The following is a 20260-nucleotide window of genomic DNA, read 5'->3' on the forward strand; positions in this document are numbered from 1 at the left end:
AAATCGGTTAATTTGTATTCAGGAGAGAGCCAATAAATACTTCTTTATAGCTAGACAGCGGAACCCTAAATAATTATAAGGAAAATCCTGGATAAAAACGGCCAGGTCGAAAGGGCGGTTCCGTTCGGGTCTGTTCCGGGGCCCGTAGCACACGGTTTAACCACTGTCGTCTTAAGATCACAATTCAGAAATTCTTCCCCCCGGAAGGAACGGGTTTCTCTACACTCCAGGTAATATTCACTGGAGGCATGACATCATGGCGAACACCATCACGGCTGATGACATTCGGGAACGCTTTTCGCAGGCTATGTCGGCGATGTACCAGCAGGAAGTTCCGCAGTACGGCACCTTGCTCGAACTGGTTGCGGACGTAAACCTGGCGGTTCTGGAAAATAATCCACTACTACATGAACAACTGGCGAACGCCGATGAGCTTGCGCGCCTGAACGTTGAGCGTCACGGGGCGATCCGCGTCGGCACGGCACAGGAACTTTCAACCCTGCGCCGTATGTTTGCGATTATGGGCATGTACCCGGTCAGCTATTACGATCTCTCGCAGGCGGGGGTGCCGGTCCACTCAACGGCGTTTCGCCCGGTTGATGATGCGGCCCTGTGTCGAAATCCGTTTCGTATCTTTACCTCGCTGCTGCGTCTTGAGCTGATTGAAAACGTCGCGCTGCGCGAGCGTGCCGCAGAGATCCTGTCTCACCGGAACATCTTTACCCCCCGCTGTCTGGAACTGATCGACCTCCATGAGTCGGAAGGGCACTTTACTGACGCGCAGGCTCACGAGTTTGTGCAAGAAGCGTTAGAAACCTTCCGCTGGCACCGCCATGCGACGGTCGATCAGGAAACCTATCTGGCACTGAGCAACGAACATCGCCTGATTGCCGACGTGGTCTGCTTCCCGGGCTGCCATATTAACCACCTCACGCCGCGCACGCTGGATATTGACCGGGTGCAGGAGCTGATGCCGAAGTACGGTATCGAGCCAAAAATTCTGATCGAAGGACCGCCGCGTCGCGACGTGCCCGTCTTATTGCGTCAAACCAGCTTCAAGGCGCTGGAAGAGCCGGTGCTGTTTGCCGGTGAACATAAAGGCACCCACACCGCGCGCTTCGGTGAGATTGAACAGCGCGGCGTGGCGCTGACCCCGAAAGGCCGGGAACTGTACGACAGCCTCCTCGCTCAGGCCGGAACCGGTAAAGATAACCTCACGCACCAGCTGCATCTGCGGGAGATTTTTAGCGCCTTCCCGGACAGCGAAATGCTCATGCGCCGTCAGGAGCTGGCCTATTTCCGCTACCGCCTGACGCCAGCCGGGGAAGCCCATCGTCATGCGTTCCGTCCGGGTGACGATCCGCAGCCGCTGATTGAGCGCGGATGGGTGGTTGCCCAGCCGATCACCTACGAAGATTTCCTCCCGGTCAGCGCCGCGGGGATTTTCCAGTCCAATCTCGGGAACGAAACCCAGGCCCGTAGCCACGGTAACGCGAGCCGCGATGCATTTGAAGACGCGCTGGGCTGCCAGGTGTATGACGAGTTTACGCTCTACCAGGAGGCTGAAACGCGCAGCAAACAGCGTTGCGGTTTGCTCTGAAATCGTTACTCTGCTGGGGTGTGATGGAAAAAATAAGGTTGTTATGCAAAATCCTTCCGCCCCTGTGGTTGAAACGCGCCAGGGCGCACTAACTGGTTTAACCGATGAAAACGTTCACCTCTGGTGCGGTATTCCGTACGCCGCACCGCCCGTGGGGGAGTGGCGCTGGCGCTCACCCCGGCCCCCTGAACGCTGGGATGGCCTGCGCGAGGCCACGGCTTTCTCGCCCTCAAGCTGGCAAAGCAGCGAGTATTGTCAGGAGCTAGGCGGCGGCGATCCGGGCCAGTTTTCCGAAGATTGTCTCTACCTTAACGTCTGGTCCCCCACAGAGCGCGCCGGGCCGCTTCCTGTTATGGTCTGGCTGCACGGGGGCGGGTTTACGATTGGTGCTGGTGGCTTACCGCCGTATAACGGCAAAGCGCTGGCCACGCGCGGCGTGGTTGTTGTGACGCTCAACTACCGTCTCGGTCATCTCGGCTTTTTCGCCCATCCCGCGCTGGAAGGCGAGGAAGGGCGCGTAGTGCATAATTTTGCCCTGCTGGATCAGATAGCCGCCCTCGAATGGTTGCGGGATAATATCGCCGGGTTTGGTGGCGATCCTGCCAATATCACCCTGTTTGGCGAATCCGCCGGTGCGCGCAGCGTGCTCTCTCTGCTGGCCTCGCCGCTGGCGGCAGGATTGTTTCATAAGGCGATAGTACAAAGCGGATACACCCTGCCGGACACGCCGCGCGAGCAGGCGCTGCAAAAAGGAGAAGCGCTGGCCGCCCATTTCGGTCTGGAAAATGCGACCGCCGGGCAGCTACGCGCCATTCCGCCAGACGCGTTCTGGCCGCTCACCGCGCCGCTGAACGTCGCCCCGGCGCCCATCGCTGGAGACTGTGTTCTACCGGAAGCCATGCTGGACGTCTTTTTTGCCGCCCGTCAGCATCCGGTGCCGGTGATGATTGGTTCCAACAGCGATGAAGCCAGCGTGATGGCGGTGTTTGGCATCGATCTCGCAGGACAAATTCAGAAGCTTCGCCGGGAGCGTCGCTTCGGACTGGGGCTGATTAAGCTGCTCTATCCGGGCGTGAAGGGCGATGAAGAGCTGGGCAGGCAGGTGTGCCGCGATATGGCCTTTACCACCATGGGCTACGTGGTGATGCAGGCCCAGCAGCGCGTCGGTGGATTGTGCTGGCGTTACTGGTTTGACTATGTCGCCGAAGCGGAACATGGCACGTATATCAACGGCGCCTGGCACGGCAACGAAGTTCCCTACGTCTTTGATACGCTCGGTCAGGTAGAGCCTTCGCGTCAGTACGTCAATGAGCGGGACCTGCAGTTTGCTGCTCAGGTGGCGGATTACTGGGTGAGCTTCGCGCGTGACGCGGGTCGTCGCGACAGCCTGCCCGGTCCGACGCACTGGCCCGCGTGTCGTAAAGGGCGGGACGTTCTGTTACGCATTGGTGTGAATAAACATGCAGCTTTCAGGCTTGAAAACCGCTTTATGCGTGCCCGCATGAGCCTCTTCAAACGGGTGATGAAGCACCACGTCAGCCTCGATTAAGCAAACAGGCGCGAAACGCCGCGAGACCATTTTCCTCGCCAGGCGTTTCGCGCAGCACCAGCCGGTAGCTTGCGCCGGTTTTTATGCTTGTCTGATAGGGCCGCATCAGCCTGCCCGCGTGAACATCTTCTGCCACCAGCGTTTCGTCGGCGATGGCGACGCCCAGCCCCTGAATGGCGGCCGTAATGGCGAGATCCATCGTATCGAAGTGTTGATTTTTGTGCATGACAAAGCCAGGGCCTTCCTGTTTCGTCAGCCACAGCGACCAGTCTGTCTTATCCCTTGTGGGGTGAAGGAACGTTAACGAGCCCAGCGCTGCGCCTGCCCGCACCGGGCTTATCACCGGGGTGAGCGCCTCTTCGAACAGCAGATCGCCTGCGCTCATGTGCGTGCCGAACACAATGGCCGCGTCGTAAGATTCGGTTTTGAAATTGACGTTGTGATCGGTGGTGGTGGTCAGCGCAATTTGCAGATCCGGATGCTCGCGTTCCACCTCCAGCAGGCGCGGTACCAGCCAGCGCATGGCGCAGGTGGGGGCCTTAAGCCGGATCACGGTGTGCTGGCTGCGGGCCTGGTCAGCCACGGACAGCAGCTGCTCGAAAGCGGACTGCAGCTCCGGAAGCAGGGCGCTGCCCTGCGGCGAGAGGCGTAGCCCGCGCGCGTGGCGTTCAAAAAGCGGAAAGCCAAACCACGCCTCAAGGGAGGCAATCTTACGGCTCACGGCCCCCTGCGTCAGACACAGTTCGGCGGCGGCATGGGTAAGATTGAGGTGACGCGCGGTGACTAAAAATGCGTCGATGGCATTAAGGGGGAGCGAACGGCGCGACATATAAAACACCTCAGCTATGCATTTTTATCATGGCTATTATGACAACAATTCGATTGTCCCGACAGTACAGATGTTGTTTGAATAGTTATGCAATGTCCATGAGAAGGGAAAGAGGATGACTTTACGAACGCCTGTGCAAACGCGCTCCAAACTGCCGGATGTGGGAACCACCATTTTTACCGTTATCGGCCAGCTCTCGGCGCAGCATAACGCGATTAACCTTTCTCAGGGCGCACCGAATTTTTCCTGCGACCCGAAGCTGATTGCGGGCGTCACGCGCGCCATGGAGGCGGGGCATAACCAGTATGCGTCAATGACCGGCCTGCAGCCGCTTAAGGAACGTATTGCCGATAAAATCGCCACGCTCTACGGCACGCAGTATGACCCTGCCAGCGAGGTGCTGGTGACCGCCAGCGCCAGCGAAGGGCTCTATTCGGCAATAAGCGGGCTGGTGCATCCGGGTGATGAGGTGATCTACTTTGAGCCGTCCTTTGACAGCTACGCGCCGATTGTCCGTCTGCAGGGGGCAACGCCGATTGCCATCAAGCTCACCGTGCCGGATTTTGCCGTCAACTGGGATGAGGTTCGCGCTGCGATCACCCCGCGCACGCGCATGATCATCATCAATACGCCGCATAACCCGAGCGGCCAGGTCTTCTCCGCCAATGACCTGGAACAGCTGGCGGCGCTGACGCGCAATACCGACATCATTATTTTGTCTGACGAAGTGTACGAACACGTCGTTTTTGACGATGAGCCGCACCACGGGATGGCCACGCACCCGCAGCTGGCGGAGCGCAGCGTGATTATTTCCTCTTTCGGAAAAACCTATCACGTCACCGGGTGGCGCGTGGGTTACTGTGTTGCACCGGCGGTACTGATGGACGAGATTTGTAAAGTCCATCAATTTTTAATGTTTTCTGCCGATACGCCAATGCAGCACGCGTTTGCTGAACATATGGTGGACCCGCAAACCTGGCTCTCGCTGTCGGCGTTTTACCAGCGCAAGCGCGATCTGCTGCACAGCCTGCTGGCCGATTCGCCGTTTACGCTGCTGCCGAGCGCCGGTTCGTTCTTCATGCTGGCGGACTACAGCCAGTTCAGCGACGAGCGCGACAGCGAGCTGGTGAAACGGCTGATCGTTGAGTACGGCGTTGCCACCATTCCGCTGTCGGCGTTTTATGCCGACGGCACGGATAATAAATTGATTCGTCTCTCTTTTGCCAAAGATGAGGCGACGTTACGGGCAGGTGCCCAGGCCCTGTGTCGGGTTAAACCACGCTGAGGAGTATTAGATGAAATTACGCGCGTTAGTTGTCGGCATGGGATTGCTGTGTACCTTTTCTTCCTTCGCGGCTACCGAGCTGCGTTACGGTCTGGAAGCGGAATACCCGCCGTTTGAGAGCCGCAATGCGGCAGGCGAACTGGAAGGGTTTGACGTTGAGCTGGGGAATGCCATCTGCAAAGCGGCTGCGCTGAAGTGTAGCTGGGTTGAAACCTCGTTTGATGCGCTGATCCCGGGCCTCGTGGCGAAGAAATTTGACGCCATCAACTCGGCGATGAACATTACCGAGCAGCGCCGCAAGAGCATTGATTTTACCCAGCCGATCTACCGTATTCCGTCGCAGCTGGTCGGCAAGGCCGGTACGGCGGTTGAGGCCACCCCAGAAGGGCTGAAGGGTAAAACCATCGGCGTGCTGCAGGGATCCATTCAGGAAACCTATGCGAAAGAGCACTGGGAAAAGCAGGGTGTCACCGTGGTGTCTTATAAAGATCAGAATATGGCCTGGGGCGATCTGCTGAATGGCCGTATCGACGCCTCGCTGGTCATGTCCGCGGCCGGGCAGGCAGGTTTCCTCAGCAAGCCGCAGGGGAAAGGGTTTGGCTTCATCGGCAAACCGGTGTCTGACGACACTATCCTCGGCAGTGGGATCGGTTTTGGGTTGCGTAAAGGTGATGAGGCCACCAAAAAGCAGCTTGATGCCGCGATTGATAAAGTACGTGCCGACGGCACGATCGCTAAACTCGCTGATAAGTACTTTCCGGGTATCGATGTCAGCGTAAAATAACCGCCTCATTAGCCCCGGCGAACGATGTCGCGCCGGGGCATTTTTCTACACATTTTCCAGGCTTTCTTTACACCACTTTCGGGCCGTTCTGGTCGACAGAAAATATTTCTCACTTTGTTCAGATAATCACCGGCCAACAATTGGATTCTTAACCATTTTTGTTTAGGCTGTGCGTTCTTTCTTGCCGTCATTTCGCCGAGCGCGAAACACATTCACACGACCATAAGGACGTTTTTCCAGGCATGAATCGCAGACGTTTTCTAAAAGGCTCGCTGGCAGTGGCAGCCCTGAGTGGCACATCTGGCCTTGCTTCCCTGTTTTCCAAAGCGGCGTACGCTGCCGACTCTGACATTGCTGACGGCCAGAGCCGTCGTTTTGACTTCTCCGTACTGCAATCCATGGCGCATGATCTGGCGAAAACCCCGTGGGGTGGCGCGCCGCGTCCGCTGCCGGAGACGCTGGCAACGATGACGCCGCAGGCGTACAACGCTATCCGCTACGATGAAAAACAGTCACTGTGGAACAACATTGAAGGGCGTCAGCTGGACGTGCAGTTCTTCCACATGGGGATGGGGTTCCGCCGCCGCGTGCGGATGTTCTCGCTGGACCAGTCTACCTCTATGGCGCGCGAGATCCACTTCCGTCCGGAGCTGTTCAGCTACGGCGAAACGGGTGTGGATACCAGGCAGCTGGAAGGGCAAAGCGATCTCGGCTTTGCGGGCTTCCGCGCCTTTAAGGCTCCTGAACTGGCGCGTCGCGATATCGTCTCTTTCCTGGGCGCGAGCTACTTCCGCGCAGTGGATGACACCTACCAGTACGGCCTGTCTGCCCGCGGTCTGGCGGTAGATACCTTTACCGACACGCCGGAAGAGTTCCCGGACTTTACCTCCTTCTGGTTTGAAACCGTCAAACCCGGCGACACGACCTTTACTGTCTATACGCTGCTGGACAGCCCGAGCGTTACCGGTGCCTATAAATTCGTGATCCACTGCGAGAAGAGCCAGGTGATCATGGAGGTGGAAAACCATCTCTATGCGCGTAAGGACATCAAGCAGCTCGGCATCGCGCCGATGACCAGTATGTTCAGCTGCGGCAATAACGAACGCCGCATGTGTGACACCATTCACCCGCAAATTCATGACTCCGATCGCCTGGCAATGTGGCGCGGCAACGGGGAGTGGATCTGTCGTCCGCTGAACAACCCGCAGAAGCTGCAGTTCAACGCCTACATGGACAAAAACCCGAAAGGGTTCGGCCTGCTGCAGCTCGATCGCGATTTCTCGCACTATCAGGACGTGATGGGCTGGTATAACAAACGCCCAAGCCTGTGGGTTGAACCGCGTAACGACTGGGGTAAAGGCGCGGTTGGCCTGATGGAGATCCCGACCACGGGTGAAACGCTGGATAACGTGGTCTGCTTCTGGCAGCCGGAAAAAGCGGTGAAAGCGGGCGACGAGCTCGACTTTAAATATCGTCTGTACTGGAGCGCCATGCCGCCGGTGCGTTCTCCGCTGGCCAACGTCTTCGCTACCCGTACCGGTATGGGCGGGTTCCCGGAAGGCTGGGCTCCGGGCGAAAATTATCCGAAAGTGTGGGCCCGTCGCTTTGCCATCGACTTCGTCGGCGGCGACCTGAAGGCCGCTGCGCCAAAAGGCATTGAGCCGGTGATCACGCTCTCCAGCGGTGAAGCGAAGCAGGTTGAGATCCTCTACGTAGAGCCGTTTGACGGCTATCGCATTCTGTTTGACTGGTATCCAACCTCGGATTCGACGGAGCCGGTGGATATGCGCCTGTTCCTGCGCTGCCAGGGCGATGCCATCAGCGAAACCTGGCTGTATCAGTATTTCCCACCGGCGCCGGATAAACGTCATTACGTTGACGACAGGGTAATGCGTTAACCCTTGTGGGATTGTGCCGGGTGGCGCTAGCGCTTACCCGGCCTACAAATGCATCCAGAGTAAGCCGCCACCCGGTAATGACGAGGCACTATATGTCTTCAGAAATCATCCCCGTTACCCAGGATATCGAGCTTCGCGCCGTCGAAGAGCGTTACACCACCGACCTGCACAATCTCGTCGTCAAAAACAAAACCTTTCTGCAAACCGCCTTTGACTGGGCGCAGCACGTGGGCAGCGAAGAGGATACCCGCCGCAACGTGCAGAGTAACCAGATGCTGCACCAGCGCGGCTACGCCAAAATGTTTTTGATCTTCGCGGGTGATGAACTGGTTGGCGTGCTGTCGTTCAATACGATTGAGCCTGCCAACAAGGCCGGGTACATCGGCTACTGGCTGGATGAAGGCCATCAGGGGCAGGGCATTCTCTCCCGGTCACTGCAGGCGTTTATGCGCTACTACGTCGAACGCGGGGAGATCCGCCGTTTTGTGATCAAGTGTCGGGTGGCGAATCAGCACAGCAACAGCGTTGCCGTGCGCAACGGTTTTACGCTGGAAGGGTGCCTGCGGGAAGCCGAATACCTGAACGGTCGCTTTGACGATGTGAATATCTACGGGAAGATCGCTACCCTATAACGCCCCCAGCAGCGGGGTGCGGGTGATGCGCTGGTCGCCGTTAATCACCTTTTCGCCGCGCAGGTGAATGCTCTCCCCGGCAAAGGCTTCGATGACCGCATCATCGGTGATTTCAACCCGGTGCTCGATGAGCACATCCCCGCTTATCCGCGCGCGTCCCTGAATCACCACTTTGTCATCCAGCATGATCGGCCCGCCGCGCAGCCAGGCCTGACCGCCAATCAGGACGTGGTGCTTGATGACGCAGTTTCCTTCCACCACGGCGTTCTCCGCAATCTGCGAGCTGTAGCGCACCGTCGGGATGGCATCGTCGTCAAAACCGGCAATCACGCGGGCGTTGCCATAGACCTTTGCACAGTCGCACACCCAGACGTTGTTCACGTCGTTACCTTCGAGGATGGCGCTGTCGAATATTTCGGCGCGGTGCTCAACAAAGGCAAAGTTGACCATCGCCTCGCCGTAGATTTGCGCCTGGTGCACAATGCGCGACTGGCTCACCGTTGCCTTATCGTAGATTTGCAGGATCTGTTCATGGTCCGGCGTTAGCCCTTTGGCAGCGATCACCACGCTGTGATGCAGTACGCGAGCCTCGCCGAAAATATGGCACTCGCCGCGCACGCAGGATTGCTGAATGGTGACGTTGTCACTTATGCGCGCCCCGTGGCTGACCTCCGCGCCGTCCAGCCAGCAGCTGTCGCCGATACGGGCATCATGGCTGACGATGCACGGCAGGGTAAGACGCGCGTTGCCGGACACGACGGCACCGGCGAATACCACACTGTTTTCGTCGTAGATCCAACAGTCGCCGTCCTGCGCGAGGGCGCGCTCGTCGTCAATCCAGCCGCCTTTGGTACCGGCCGTCACATCGCTAAAATCCACTGTCGCGATAATCTGCCGCAGCGTGACGGAGTGGGTAGTGTCGCCATTTTTCCATTGCCAGAGGCGTGTCTCGTCGCTAAGGCGATATTTGTTCATCTTTATGTCTCTGATAAGCGTCATAACTAAACGTAGCAAATTTTTCGGTTTTCGAACGACTGGCAACCAGACGGTAAACGCCTTAAAATGGCATTCAGGATGCACTTTAAACGTATGCAGGCTCAGGAAAAAATAATGACCGTCGATGAGAATTACTTCACAGAGAAATATGGCTTAACCCGCACCCATTCGGAGGTGCTGTTCAGTGCGCAAAAGATTAAACCGGGTAAAACGCTGGATCTGGGCTGCGGCAATGGCCGTAACAGCCTTTTTCTGGCGGCCAACGGTTACGAGGTGACCGCGTGGGATAAGAACCCGCTGAGCATCGATAATATCGAGCGCATCAAGGCGGAAGAAGGGATCGATAACCTCCACACGGCAGTTAAAGATCTCAACAACCTGAGTTTTGACGGCGAATACGATTTCATTCTCTCCACCGTGGTGCTGATGTTCCTGGAGTCAAAAACCATCCCGGGACTTATCGCCAACATGCAGCGCTGCACAAAGCCGGGCGGCTACAACCTGATCGTTGCCGCGATGGACACGGCGGATTATCCGTGCACCGTCGGCTTCCCGTTTGCGTTTAAAAGCGGTGAGCTGAGCAACTACTACGAAGGCTGGGAGTTGCTCAAATACAACGAAGACGTTGGCGAACTGCACCGCACCGATGAAAACGGCAACCGCATCAAGCTGCGCTTTGCCACTATGCTGGCACGCAAGCACGCTTAACGCGCGGCCAGCAGGCAGATCTGCAGCGCGGTGTTGTAAGACGCTTCGAACGACGACAGCGGCAGGAATTCAAACTTCGAGTGGAAGTTATGCGCGCCGGTGAAGAAGTTCGGTGTGAGCAGCCCTTTTGCCGAGAGCGCCGCGCCGTCGGTCCCGCCGCGCATGGGCGTCGGTTTCGGCGTGATGCCGAGTGATTCCATCGCCGCAAACATCAGATCGATAGCGCGTCGGTCTTCGCCAATCGCATTGCTAATATTGCTGTAGGTATCTTCAATGCGATAATCGACCGTGGCCGTTGGATGTTGGGCGGCAATCAGCGCGGCAACGTCGGCAATCTGCTGCTTGCGGGCGGCAAAGCTGTCCTTGTCAAAGTCCCGGATATTGGCTTTAAGAATGGCCTCGTTCTGGCTGGCCTGAATGCCGTTAAACCAGATATAGCCTTCACGTCCCTCGGTGCACTCTGGCGTTTGCTGGCGGTCAAAATGGTTGATGTAGTCAGTCGCCATTAGCAGGGGATTCACCAGCACGCCTTTGGCGGACATCGGGTGCGCCGTTACGCCGGTAAAGCGGATCTCAGCGGCTGCCGCATTAAAGTTCTCGTAGACAATTTCCCCCAGCTCGCAGCAGTCAATGGTCCAGGCAAAGTCGACGTCGAAGCGCTTAAGATCCAGCGCTTTTGCACCGTTCAGGCCGATCTCTTCATCAGGCACAAATGCCACGACGATATCCCCGTGCTGATGCTCCGCCGTCAGGTTTTCCAGCACCGTCATAACGACCGTGACCGCCGATTTATTATCCGCGCCCAATACGCTGGTTCCGTCGCTGAAAATAATCTCCTCATTCGAATAAGCCAGAATTTCAGGATGCTCTTTCACCCGCAGCCAGATGTCTTTCTCTTTATTCAGACAGAGATCTTCACCGGTAAAGTTTAATATTTGTGGATGAATATCCGGTGATAATCCTACGTCCACGGTATCAATATGGGTAATAAAGCCGATGCGCGGCGCGCCGGGCACGTTGCCTTTTTTTACCGCCGTCACCGTGGCGAATTCATCAATCACAATGTCGTCTAACCCCAGCCGTGCCAGCTCCTGCGCCAGCTCGCGCGCCATGTCGTGCTGGCCCGGCGTTGAGGGCAGGGTTTTGACTTTGGGATCGCTCTGGCTGGTGATAGCGAGATAGCGGAAAAAACGGTGCGTTAATTGTCTGGAAATCGGCGAGCCCATAGTGATTTGTTCCTTATTTATTTTTCAGGTGTTTGCCATCTCACTTTAATGTTATTTATGCAATGGCAAAAGAATTAATTAGCCGTCGAATTAAAAAGACAGGAATAAATGATGAAAAGCAAACTCACAACTTTAGCGCTGACACTCGCTGCACTCGCGGTCAGTTCCACCGTTGCCGCGAAAACGCTGGTGTATTGCTCCGAAGGATCGCCGGAAAACTTTAATCCTCAGTTATACACCTCGGGAACCAGCGTGGACGCCAGCGCCGTGCCGGTCTATAACCGGCTGGTCGATTTCAAACCCGGCACCACGGAGCTGGTGCCGAGCCTGGCGGAGCGCTGGGAGGTGAGCGACGACGGCAAGGTTTATATCTTCCATCTGCGTAAAGGCGTCAAATTCCAGAGCAATAAATCCTTCACGCCGACCCGCGACTTTAACGCCGACGACGTGATCTTCTCGTTTATGCGGCAGAAAGACGTGAACCATCCCTACCACAACGTCTCTAACGGCAGCTACTCCAACTTCGAAAGCCTGGAGTTTGGCAGCCTGATAACGAGCATTGATAAAGTTGATGATCACACCGTGCGCTTTACCCTGGCGCACCCGGAAGCGCCGTTTGTCGCCGATCTGGCATGGTATTTTGCCTCGATCCTTTCCGCGGAGTATGCCGACGCGATGCTAAAAGCGGGCACGCCGGAGAAGGTGGATATGGAGCCCATCGGCACCGGGCCGTTTAAGCTGGCGCAGTATCAGAAGGATTCGCGGATCCTGTTTACGGCGTTCGCCGACTACTGGCAGGGGAAATCGAAGCTGGATCGGCTGGTGTTTAGCATCACACCCGATGCCTCCGTGCGTTTTGCCAAAATTGAGAAGAACGAATGTCAGGTGATGCCGTTCCCGAACCCGGCGGACCTGCCGCGCATGAAGGCGAACAAAGACATCAACCTGATGAGCAAAGCCGGGCTGAATACCGGTTTTCTGGCTTTCAATACCCAAAAGCCGCCGCTGGATAACGTAAAAGTCCGTCAGGCGCTGGCGATGGCCATCAATAAACCGGCCATTATTGACGCGGTGTTCCACGGCACCGGCACCGCGGCGAAGAACCTGCTGCCGCCGGGCGTCTGGAGCGCAGACAGCGAGCTTAAAGATTACGATTACGATCCCGAAAAGGCGAAAGCGCTGCTGAAAGAGGCCGGTTTTGCCAACGGCGTGAGCGTCGACCTGTGGGCGATGCCGGTGCAGCGTCCGTACAATCCGAACGCGAAACGCATGGCGGAGATGATTCAGGCCGACTGGGCGAAAATCGGCGTACAGACCAAAATCGTCACCTACGAATGGGGCGAATACCTCAAGCGCGTGAAGGGCGGCGAACATCAGGCCGCGCTGATGGGATGGACGACCGCAACGGGCGATCCCGATAACTTCTTTGGTCCGCTATTTACCTGTACCTCGGCAAACGGCGGTTCAAATTCGGCGAAATGGTGCTATAAGCCCTTCGATAAAATTATTGCGGAAGCAAAATCAACGACCGATCGCGATAAACGCGTGGCGCTGTATAAAGAGGCTCAGCAGATGATGCATGACCAGATGCCCGCGGTGATGATTGCGCATTCAACCATTTTCGAACCGGTGCGCAAGGAGGTGACGGGCTATGAAATCGACCCGTTTGGCAAACATCTGTTCTGGCAACTGGATATAAATCAGTAATTTTTCACTGCCCGGCACGTCTCCGGGCAGTCTTTTCGCAATTTGTGCTCCCCGCATCATTTTTTGTCACAACAAACCCGCCCGTCTTTTGCTATAACTTCAAATGCATACTTGCAGATAACATGGAAAACTATCATGCGTACTCAAACTTTTTTTAAAGTTGCAGTGCTTACTGGTCTGTTGGCGTTGGCGGGCTGTTCTTCAAAAGTCGCCGCGCCAGAACAATACTCCGGCTTTTTAAAAGATTATTCAGGCTTGCAGCAAACGACCTCGGCGACGGGCAAACCAACGCTGCGTTGGGTTGATCCTTCCTATAACGAAGCTAATTACGACAGTATTCTCTGGACGCCGATTACTTATTATCCTGCGCCTAAACCAACGACACAAATTGGGCAAAAAACGCTTGATGAGCTGCTGAATTACACCAATAACAAAATGAAAACGGCTATTGGTACGCGTAAGCCAGTGGTGACCACGCCGGGTAAACACAGCCTGATTTTCCGCGGTGCAATTACCGGGGTGAGTTCGCAGAAAGAGGGTCTGCAGTTCTATGAAGTGGTGCCGGTCGCGCTGGTGGTGGCGGGTACGCAGATGGCAACCGGGCATCGCACCATGGACACGCATCTCTTCTTTGAAGGCGAGCTGATCGATGCGGCTACCAACAAACCGGTCATGAAGGTGGTGCGTAAAGGCGAAGGTAAAGATCTGAATAACGAAAGTACGCCAATGACCTTTGCGACGCTGAAGCAGGTTGTTGATGATATGGCGACGGACGCCACCATGTTTGATGTGAAAAAAACCGCTAAATAACATAAAACGGCCTGCGTAATGCAGGCCTTTTTATTTACGCCGTTCGTAATCGTCTGAACCAGGTTTCCGGTTTGGTAAACATCACCATATTTCCCCCCAGAATCAGCACTAACCCCACAATACCGTTGATATGCCAGACGTAGCCTTCATACACCGTGGAGATGGACAGCGCCACCAGCGGGAAGAGCAGCGTACTGTAGGCCGCTTTGCCCGGACCAATGCGTCCCACCAGCGTGAAGTAGGCGCCAAAGGCAATGACCGAACCAAACAGGGCCAGATAAAGCAGCGCGCCAACGTAGCTGATGGTCCACTCAGGCGCGAAGCTGTCGCCTCTGAACAGGGCAATGCAGCCCATCACCAGCGTGCCGTAAAGCATCGCCCAGGCGTTGGTGGTCATGGTTTCGAGGCCTCTGCGCTGATGACGCATGCTGATCATATTGCCCAGCGAGAAGCCGTAGGTGCCGAGCGCGGAAAGCCCAATCCCGGTCAGGAGCGACGCGCTCCAGCCGCTGGCCAGCAGATCGTCCCAGAAGAGGGTGACGATCCCGACGAGCCCCAGTGCCGCCGCCGTCCAGAACCGCGCGGGCGGGCGCTGCCCGAAGAAAATAAAGCTGTTAATGGCGTTATAGAGCACGGCCATGGAGAAGATCACCGATTCAAGCCCGGTGTTGATGTGCGAGGCTGCGGCGTAAAAGCACCAGAAGTTAAAGCAGAAAACGCAGCATCCCTGGAGCATGCAAAAGAGGTGATCCCGCCGCGCCAGCTTGCGCAGGCGGCGCAGGGCGACTAACACCACCATCATCGTGAGGCTGGCGACGGCGAAACGCCAGAAAATAGAGACGGGCGCGGCTACGGGACCCTGCTGCAGGAAAATCGCAATCCAGGTGGTTCCCCAGATGACCACCACCAGTCCGTATAATAATGCGTTCATACTTTTTCTCTTCTCAAACCACGGAAGCCCGCAGTATGACGTTGAGATCCGCGACGGGCTTTCACCGGCTTGCGGATGACTTGCAAAATCTTGCGCTTTTTTCTTCCGCGGGGGCTGGCAACGGGAGACAACTCTTCTTAGACTGATATTCCAGTCAATCACACGCTAACGGTCATGTCTCACGCTTACGATACCTTTGAAACGCTTTGCCAACAGAATGCGGTCCTGCGGGAAACCGTCTCGCTGAATTCGGGCATTCAGCTGGCAGCGTGGTACAACAAGCACGATACGATCACGGTAAAAAGTAACCATCATACCCTCAGCCTGTACGTGGCGGACGGCTACGAAAGCTATCAAAAAACGCCGGGCGGCTGGAAGAACGGCGGGGGACCGGACCGTTTCTGCTTGATGCCAAAAGAGAGCGAATCGACGTGGGATATCCGTGACGACCTGTCGTTTGTGCATCTCTACTGCACCGATGAACATCTGCGCGATGTGGGGGAAAAGATCTGGGACAAGCGGCCGCTCTCGCTGACGCTGGACGAGCGCATTTTTGGTAGCGATCCGAAGATCACCGCGCTGTATCGCCAGTTTTTGCTTGGCTGCGACTGGCAGCAGCACGCCAACCAGCTCACCCTGAGCACGGCCTCTACGCTGCTCCTGATCCATCTGCTGCAAAACTACTCAAACGTGCAGTGGAAGCTACCGGTCGTCACCGGCGGGCTATCGCCGTTTGTTCTGCGCAACGTGCTGGCCTTTATCGAAGAGAACCTGGGCCAGCCTTTGACGCTGGCCGAACTGGCGGCGCAGGCCGCCCTCAGCGAATACCATTTTGCCCGCATGTTCCGCCAGTCGACGGGGCTGGCGCCGCATCAGTACGTGATGCAAAGGAGAATGGAAAAAGCGAAAGCCCTGGTGCAGCACACCTCAACGCCGCTGACGGACATCGCCCTTGCCTGCGGGTTTAACTCCGCCAGCCACTTCAGCAACCGCTTTCGCAGCGTGACGGGCATGACGCCTTCGCAGCTACGCGCGGCGAGCGCGTGAAAACAGGGCATAGCATACGCCGCCCAGCACCAGCCCCCAGAATGCCGAACCGATGCCGAGGATCGTGACGCCGCTTGCGGTCATCAGAAACGTCACGATGGCCGCGTCGCGCTCCGCCTCGTGGCTTAATGCCTGATATAAACTCCCGCTGATGGTGCCCAGCAGCGCCAGACCGGCCAGCGTCTGGATCCAGCTGAGCGGCAGAGCGGCCATCAGCCCGGTAATCGAACCGCCGAAAATCCCCGCCAGCAGGTAAAACCCTCCGGCAGCGATGGCCGCCAGCCAGCGTTTATCGGCGTCCGGGTGCGCATCCGGGCTTTGACAAATGGCGGCAGTAATGGCCGCGATACAGATAGAAAAAACGCCAAAAGGGGAAAGCAGCAGTGCCAGCGCACCCGTAACGATGATGAGCGGCGAAACCGACAGCGGGTAACCTGAGGCCTTCATCGTGGCGAAACCCGGCGCGTTTTGCGATGCCATGGTGACCAGGAAGAAGGGCACGCCGATACTCACCAGGCTGGTGAAGGTGAACGTGGGCGCAATAAACTCAGGCATCACAAGGGAGAACGTGAGCTTATCGGTGACAACGTCACCTCCCGCCCATGCCACGATACCGCCTGCAAGCAACGTGACCACGATGGCATAGCGCGGCGCCAGCGCTTTAGCCAGCAGCCACGCCGCAATCATGCTGCCGCACAGCAGAAAGTGTCCCTCAAGATGTGCAAAAGCATGCAGGCCAAACTGCAGCAACACCCCAGCCAGCATGGCGGCAGCAAGCGAATGGGGGATCAGCCTCATCAGACGGGCGAAGAGCCCGGTGATGCCGCAAAGTAAAATGAGCGCGTTAGCAAAGATAAACACGCCGATCGTCTCAGCCAGCGTCACACCGTGCAGGCTGGTGGCGAGCAGCGCCGCGCCGGGCGTCGACCAGGCGGTCAGGACCGGCGCTTTGTACCACCAGGAAAGGGCCAGCGTGCTGACACCCATCCCAATCCCCAGCGCGGTCATCCAGCCCGCAATCTGCTGTGCGCTGGCGCCTGCCGCAGCGGCGGCCTGCCAGATGATGGCGGCCGAGCTGGCGTAACCGACCAACACGGCGACAAATCCAGCCAGTGCGACTGGAACAAGGTGAGAGGAAGGGCGCATGAAAACTCCGTTGTGCGTTATAGCGTCCGGCATAAGGTAACACTGTGCGCTATAGCGTACAAGTGGTATGCTGAGCGCCATCAGGAGGGAACATGGACATCACACTACATCTAGCAACAACGTTGAAAACGCTGCGCCAGGCGCGCGGCTGGAGTTTGTCGAAGCTCGCGGACGAGACTGGCGTGTCAAAAGCGATGCTCGGGCAAATCGAGCGCAATGAATCCAGCCCGACGGTGTCGACGCTGTGGAAAATAGCTACCGGGCTGAACGTCCCGTTTTCCGCGTTCATCACGCCGGAGGCGGATCGGCAGGCGGTGTTTGACCCGCAGCAGCAGGCGATGGTAGTCAAACCGCTCTTTCCGTGGGACGAGACGCTCGGGTTTGATTATTTCTCCATTACGCTGGCACCCGGTGCGCTGAGTGAATCCACGCCGCATGAGGCCGGGGTGATTGAACATGTGGTGGTGGTCAGCGGCGAGCTGGAGATGAAGCTTGACGGCAAATGGCAGACGATTTCTGCCGATTCGGGCGTCCGTTTTGCCGGCGATAAACCGCACGCCTATCGCAACAGCAGCGACCGGACGGTGCATTTTCACTCCCTGATTCATTATCCCCGCTGAGGCTACGCAAAACTGTTTCGCTGACGCATACTTCTGACTACAATAGCCGCCATTTTGACCATAACGGATAACGACGAAGTATGCGCCTGCAATCCCATCATCTTGAACTTTTAAGCCCGGCCCGCGACGCCGCCATTGCCCGTGAAGCGATCCTTCACGGCGCTGACGCCGTCTACATTGGTGGCCCTGGCTTTGGTGCCCGCCATAACGCCAGCAACAGCCTGAGCGATATTGCTGAACTGGTGCCGTTCGCCCACCGTTTCGGGGCGAAAGTGTTCGTGACCCTGAACACCATTCTTCATGATGATGAGCTGGAGCCTGCGCAACGTCTGATTACCGATCTCTACCAGACCGGCGTTGATGCCCTGATCGTTCAGGACATGGGCGTGCTTGAGCTGGATATTCCGCCCATTGAGCTCCATGCCAGTACCCAGTGTGATATTCGTACGGTTGAGAAGGCGAAGTTTCTTTCCGATGTCGGCTTTTCGCAGATCGTTCTGGCGCGCGAGCTGAACCTGAATCAGATCCGCGATATTCACCAGGCGACAGACGCGACGATTGAATTCTTTATCCACGGTGCGCTGTGCGTGGCGTATTCCGGTCAGTGCAATATTTCCCACGCGCAGACCGGCCGCAGTGCCAACCGCGGCGACTGCTCTCAGGCCTGCCGTCTGCCGTATACCCTGAAAGACGATCAGGGCCGCGTCGTGGCGTTCGAAAAACACCTGCTCTCCATGAAGGATAACGATCAGACGGCCAACCTGGGCGCGCTGATCGACGCGGGCGTGCGTTCCTTCAAGATTGAAGGGCGCTACAAAGATATGAGCTACGTGAAGAACATCACCGCGCACTATCGCCAGATGCTCGACGCCATCATCGAAGATCGCGGCGACCTGGCGCGCGCGTCGGCCGGTCGCACCGAGCATTTCTTTATTCCGTCGACGGACAAAACGTTCCACCGCGGCAGCACGGACTATTTTGTGAATGCCCGTAAAGGGGATATCGGCGCGTTTGACTCACCGAAGTTTATCGGTTTACCGGTCGGTGAAGTGCTGAAAGTGGCGAAAGATCACCTTGATGTCGAAGTGACGGAACCGCTGGCGAACGGCGATGGCCTTAACGTGATGATTAAGCGTGAAGTCGTGGGCTTCCGCGCCAATACGGTCGAGAAAACCGGCGAGAACCGCTACCGCGTATGGCCGAATGAAATGCCCGCCGATCTTTACAAGGCGCGGCCGAACGCGGCGCTTAACCGTAACCTCGATCATAACTGGCAGCAGGCGCTGCTGAAAACCTCAAGCGAACGTCGTATCGCCGTGGATATTGAGCTGGGCGGCTGGGAAGAGCAGCTGATTCTGACCATGACCTGTGAAGACGGCATCAGCGTGACGCATACGCTCGATGGCCTCTTCGAGGTGGCAAACAACGCGGAAAAAGCGCTTAACAGCCTGAAGGATGGCGTGGCGAAGCTGGGCCAGACGATTTACTACGCGCGCACTATCAACGTGAATCTGCCGGACGCGCTGTTCGTGCCGAACAGCCTGCTTAACGCGTTCCGCCGTGAAACGGCAGAGATGCTGGATGCCGCGCGCCTGGCGCAGTATCCGCGCGGCAGCCGTAAAGCGGAAGCCGTCCCTGCGCCAGTATACCCGGACACCCATTTGTCCTTCCTCGCCAACGTCTACAACCATAAAGCCCGTGAATTCTATCATCGCCACGGCGTGCAGCTGATCGACGCCGCCTATGAAGCGCATGAAGAGAAGGGCGATGTGCCGGTGATGATCACCAAGCACTGCCTCCGCTTTGCGTTTAACCTGTGTCCTAAGCAGGCGAAAGGGAACATTAAGAGCTGGAAGGCCACCCCCATGCAGCTGGTAAACGGTGACGAAATTCTGACCCTTAAGTTCGACTGCCGTCCTTGCGAAATGCATGTGATTGGCAAGATGAAAAATCACATCTTCAAAATGCCACAGCCCGGCAGTATCGTGGCGTCCGTCAGTCCGGACGACCTGATGAAAACCCTGCCAAAACGCAAGGGCAGCTAATCACCGAACGTGCGTGTCCGGTTTGCGCGATTTCTGCCACAGGTGGTGTTCGCGCAAACCCTCCGCCGACTCTTCCGCAGCGCTTCGCAACTCATCGCTGTCGGCTTCATGACGAAGCTGATGCCCCACATTCTTTACCCATAAATATTCATGTCCTTTGTGCCCGGCCATAAGCTGGCCAGAAAACAGCGCACAGATAAGCATCACGAAAGATAACCCTTTTTTAATCATGGATTCTCCGCTGAAAAATAATGCTGGATTATCATGTTGATTATTTTTTAGGGTTATTATTCAAAAATTAAAATTAGCGCAAAGAAAATGTCAAATAATGTGGATTCAGAATGGTGATTAGGATATTTCCTAAAATTCATCTGAATCTTTGTAAACTCCCATTTCTGGTCCACAATTGGATGTTTGTATTAAGGATTAATCTTATATAATAGTTAT

At 56.6% G+C, this 20260-nt stretch carries 18 protein-coding genes; 12 read left to right on the forward strand and 6 right to left on the reverse strand.

What is annotated here, in order from left to right; translation table 11 throughout:
* Positions 1-256 precede the first annotated feature (256 nt).
* A complete protein-coding gene (gene hglS, locus GVO84_RS11120) occupies positions 257-1600 on the forward strand; it encodes a 2-oxoadipate dioxygenase/decarboxylase HglS (RefSeq protein WP_159514143.1) in 1344 nt (447 codons plus the stop codon).
* 43 nt (positions 1601-1643) lie between these two features.
* A complete protein-coding gene (locus tag GVO84_RS11125; RefSeq protein WP_159514144.1) occupies positions 1644-3149 on the forward strand; it encodes a carboxylesterase/lipase family protein in 1506 nt (501 codons plus the stop codon).
* Here GVO84_RS11125 and GVO84_RS11130 read toward each other — a convergent pair.
* The gene (locus tag GVO84_RS11130) at positions 3136-3978 is read right to left on the reverse strand and encodes a LysR family transcriptional regulator (protein ID WP_121423692.1); all 843 of its coding nucleotides are present in this window, start codon (positions 3976-3978) and stop codon (positions 3136-3138) included. The genes GVO84_RS11125 and GVO84_RS11130 overlap by 14 nt on opposite strands.
* 115 nt (positions 3979-4093) lie before the next feature.
* On the opposite strand from GVO84_RS11130, the gene GVO84_RS11135 reads away from it, so the two are divergent.
* The 4 genes from GVO84_RS11135 to rimL all read left to right on the forward strand — a co-directional run bounded on the left by GVO84_RS11135 (position 4094) and on the right by rimL (position 8577).
* A complete protein-coding gene (locus GVO84_RS11135) occupies positions 4094-5263 on the forward strand; it encodes a pyridoxal phosphate-dependent aminotransferase (protein WP_121931526.1) in 1170 nt (389 codons plus the stop codon).
* A gap of 10 nt (positions 5264-5273) precedes the next feature.
* Positions 5274-6047 carry a transporter substrate-binding domain-containing protein gene (locus GVO84_RS11140; protein WP_025756391.1) on the forward strand — a complete coding sequence of 258 codons (774 nt, stop codon included), beginning with the start codon at positions 5274-5276 and terminating at the stop codon, positions 6045-6047.
* A gap of 242 nt (positions 6048-6289) precedes the next feature.
* Complete coding sequence (locus GVO84_RS11145; protein ID WP_159514145.1) at positions 6290-7945, forward strand: glucan biosynthesis protein D; 1656 nt, start codon at positions 6290-6292, stop codon at positions 7943-7945.
* Positions 7946-8037: 92 nt separating this feature from the next.
* Positions 8038-8577 (forward strand): 50S ribosomal protein L7/L12-serine acetyltransferase, encoded by a 540-nt coding sequence (gene rimL, locus GVO84_RS11150; protein WP_159514146.1) that lies wholly within the window; start codon positions 8038-8040, stop codon positions 8575-8577.
* On the opposite strand, the gene ydcK is transcribed toward rimL, so the two are convergent.
* Positions 8572-9552: a YdcK family protein gene (gene ydcK, locus GVO84_RS11155; protein WP_159514147.1), complete on the reverse strand. Its 981-nt coding sequence runs from the start codon at positions 9550-9552 to the stop codon at positions 8572-8574. The genes rimL and ydcK overlap by 6 nt on opposite strands.
* 114 nt (positions 9553-9666) lie before the next feature.
* Here ydcK and tehB point away from each other — a divergent pair, with 114 nt between their 5' ends.
* Complete coding sequence (tehB, locus tag GVO84_RS11160) at positions 9667-10281, forward strand: tellurite resistance methyltransferase TehB (protein ID WP_159515631.1); 615 nt, start codon at positions 9667-9669, stop codon at positions 10279-10281.
* Here tehB and pepT read toward each other — a convergent pair.
* Complete coding sequence (gene pepT, locus GVO84_RS11165; protein ID WP_159514148.1) at positions 10278-11507, reverse strand: peptidase T; 1230 nt, start codon at positions 11505-11507, stop codon at positions 10278-10280. The two genes, tehB and pepT, sit on opposite strands and share 4 nt — an antisense overlap.
* Before the next feature lie 111 nt (positions 11508-11618).
* Here pepT and GVO84_RS11170 point away from each other — a divergent pair, with 111 nt between their 5' ends.
* Positions 11619-13214, forward strand: a complete 1596-nt coding sequence (locus GVO84_RS11170) for an ABC transporter substrate-binding protein (protein ID WP_159515632.1) — start codon at positions 11619-11621, stop codon at positions 13212-13214.
* 135 nt (positions 13215-13349) lie between these two features.
* The gene (locus GVO84_RS11175; RefSeq protein WP_033145514.1) at positions 13350-14024 is read left to right on the forward strand and encodes a DUF3313 domain-containing protein; all 675 of its coding nucleotides are present in this window, start codon (positions 13350-13352) and stop codon (positions 14022-14024) included.
* Positions 14025-14058: 34 nt separating this feature from the next.
* On the opposite strand, the gene GVO84_RS11180 is transcribed toward GVO84_RS11175, so the two are convergent.
* The gene (locus tag GVO84_RS11180) at positions 14059-14955 is read right to left on the reverse strand and encodes a DMT family transporter (RefSeq protein ID WP_159514149.1); all 897 of its coding nucleotides are present in this window, start codon (positions 14953-14955) and stop codon (positions 14059-14061) included.
* Between the two features lie 174 nt (positions 14956-15129).
* Here GVO84_RS11180 and GVO84_RS11185 point away from each other — a divergent pair, with 174 nt between their 5' ends.
* Positions 15130-16002, forward strand: a complete 873-nt coding sequence (locus tag GVO84_RS11185) for a helix-turn-helix domain-containing protein (protein ID WP_159514150.1) — start codon at positions 15130-15132, stop codon at positions 16000-16002.
* On the opposite strand, the gene GVO84_RS11190 is transcribed toward GVO84_RS11185, so the two are convergent.
* Positions 15982-17181, reverse strand: coding sequence for a benzoate/H(+) symporter BenE family transporter (locus GVO84_RS11190; protein WP_159514151.1), 1200 nt, complete (start codon positions 17179-17181; stop codon positions 15982-15984). The two genes, GVO84_RS11185 and GVO84_RS11190, sit on opposite strands and share 21 nt — an antisense overlap.
* A 59-nt stretch (positions 17182-17240) precedes the next feature.
* On the opposite strand from GVO84_RS11190, the gene GVO84_RS11195 reads away from it, so the two are divergent.
* Both GVO84_RS11195 and GVO84_RS11200 read left to right on the forward strand, forming a co-directional pair.
* Positions 17241-17768 carry a helix-turn-helix domain-containing protein gene (locus GVO84_RS11195; RefSeq protein ID WP_121423703.1) on the forward strand — a complete coding sequence of 176 codons (528 nt, stop codon included), beginning with the start codon at positions 17241-17243 and terminating at the stop codon, positions 17766-17768.
* A gap of 80 nt (positions 17769-17848) precedes the next feature.
* Positions 17849-19813, forward strand: coding sequence for a peptidase U32 family protein (locus GVO84_RS11200; RefSeq protein WP_159514152.1), 1965 nt, complete (start codon positions 17849-17851; stop codon positions 19811-19813).
* On the opposite strand, the gene GVO84_RS11205 is transcribed toward GVO84_RS11200, so the two are convergent.
* Positions 19814-20044: a DUF2554 family protein gene (locus GVO84_RS11205; RefSeq protein ID WP_023311760.1), complete on the reverse strand. Its 231-nt coding sequence runs from the start codon at positions 20042-20044 to the stop codon at positions 19814-19816.
* Between the last annotated feature and the right edge of the window lie 216 nt (positions 20045-20260).

The organism is Enterobacter sp. SM3 (assembly GCF_009811935.2).
Lineage (GTDB): Bacteria > Pseudomonadota > Gammaproteobacteria > Enterobacterales > Enterobacteriaceae > Enterobacter > Enterobacter asburiae_D.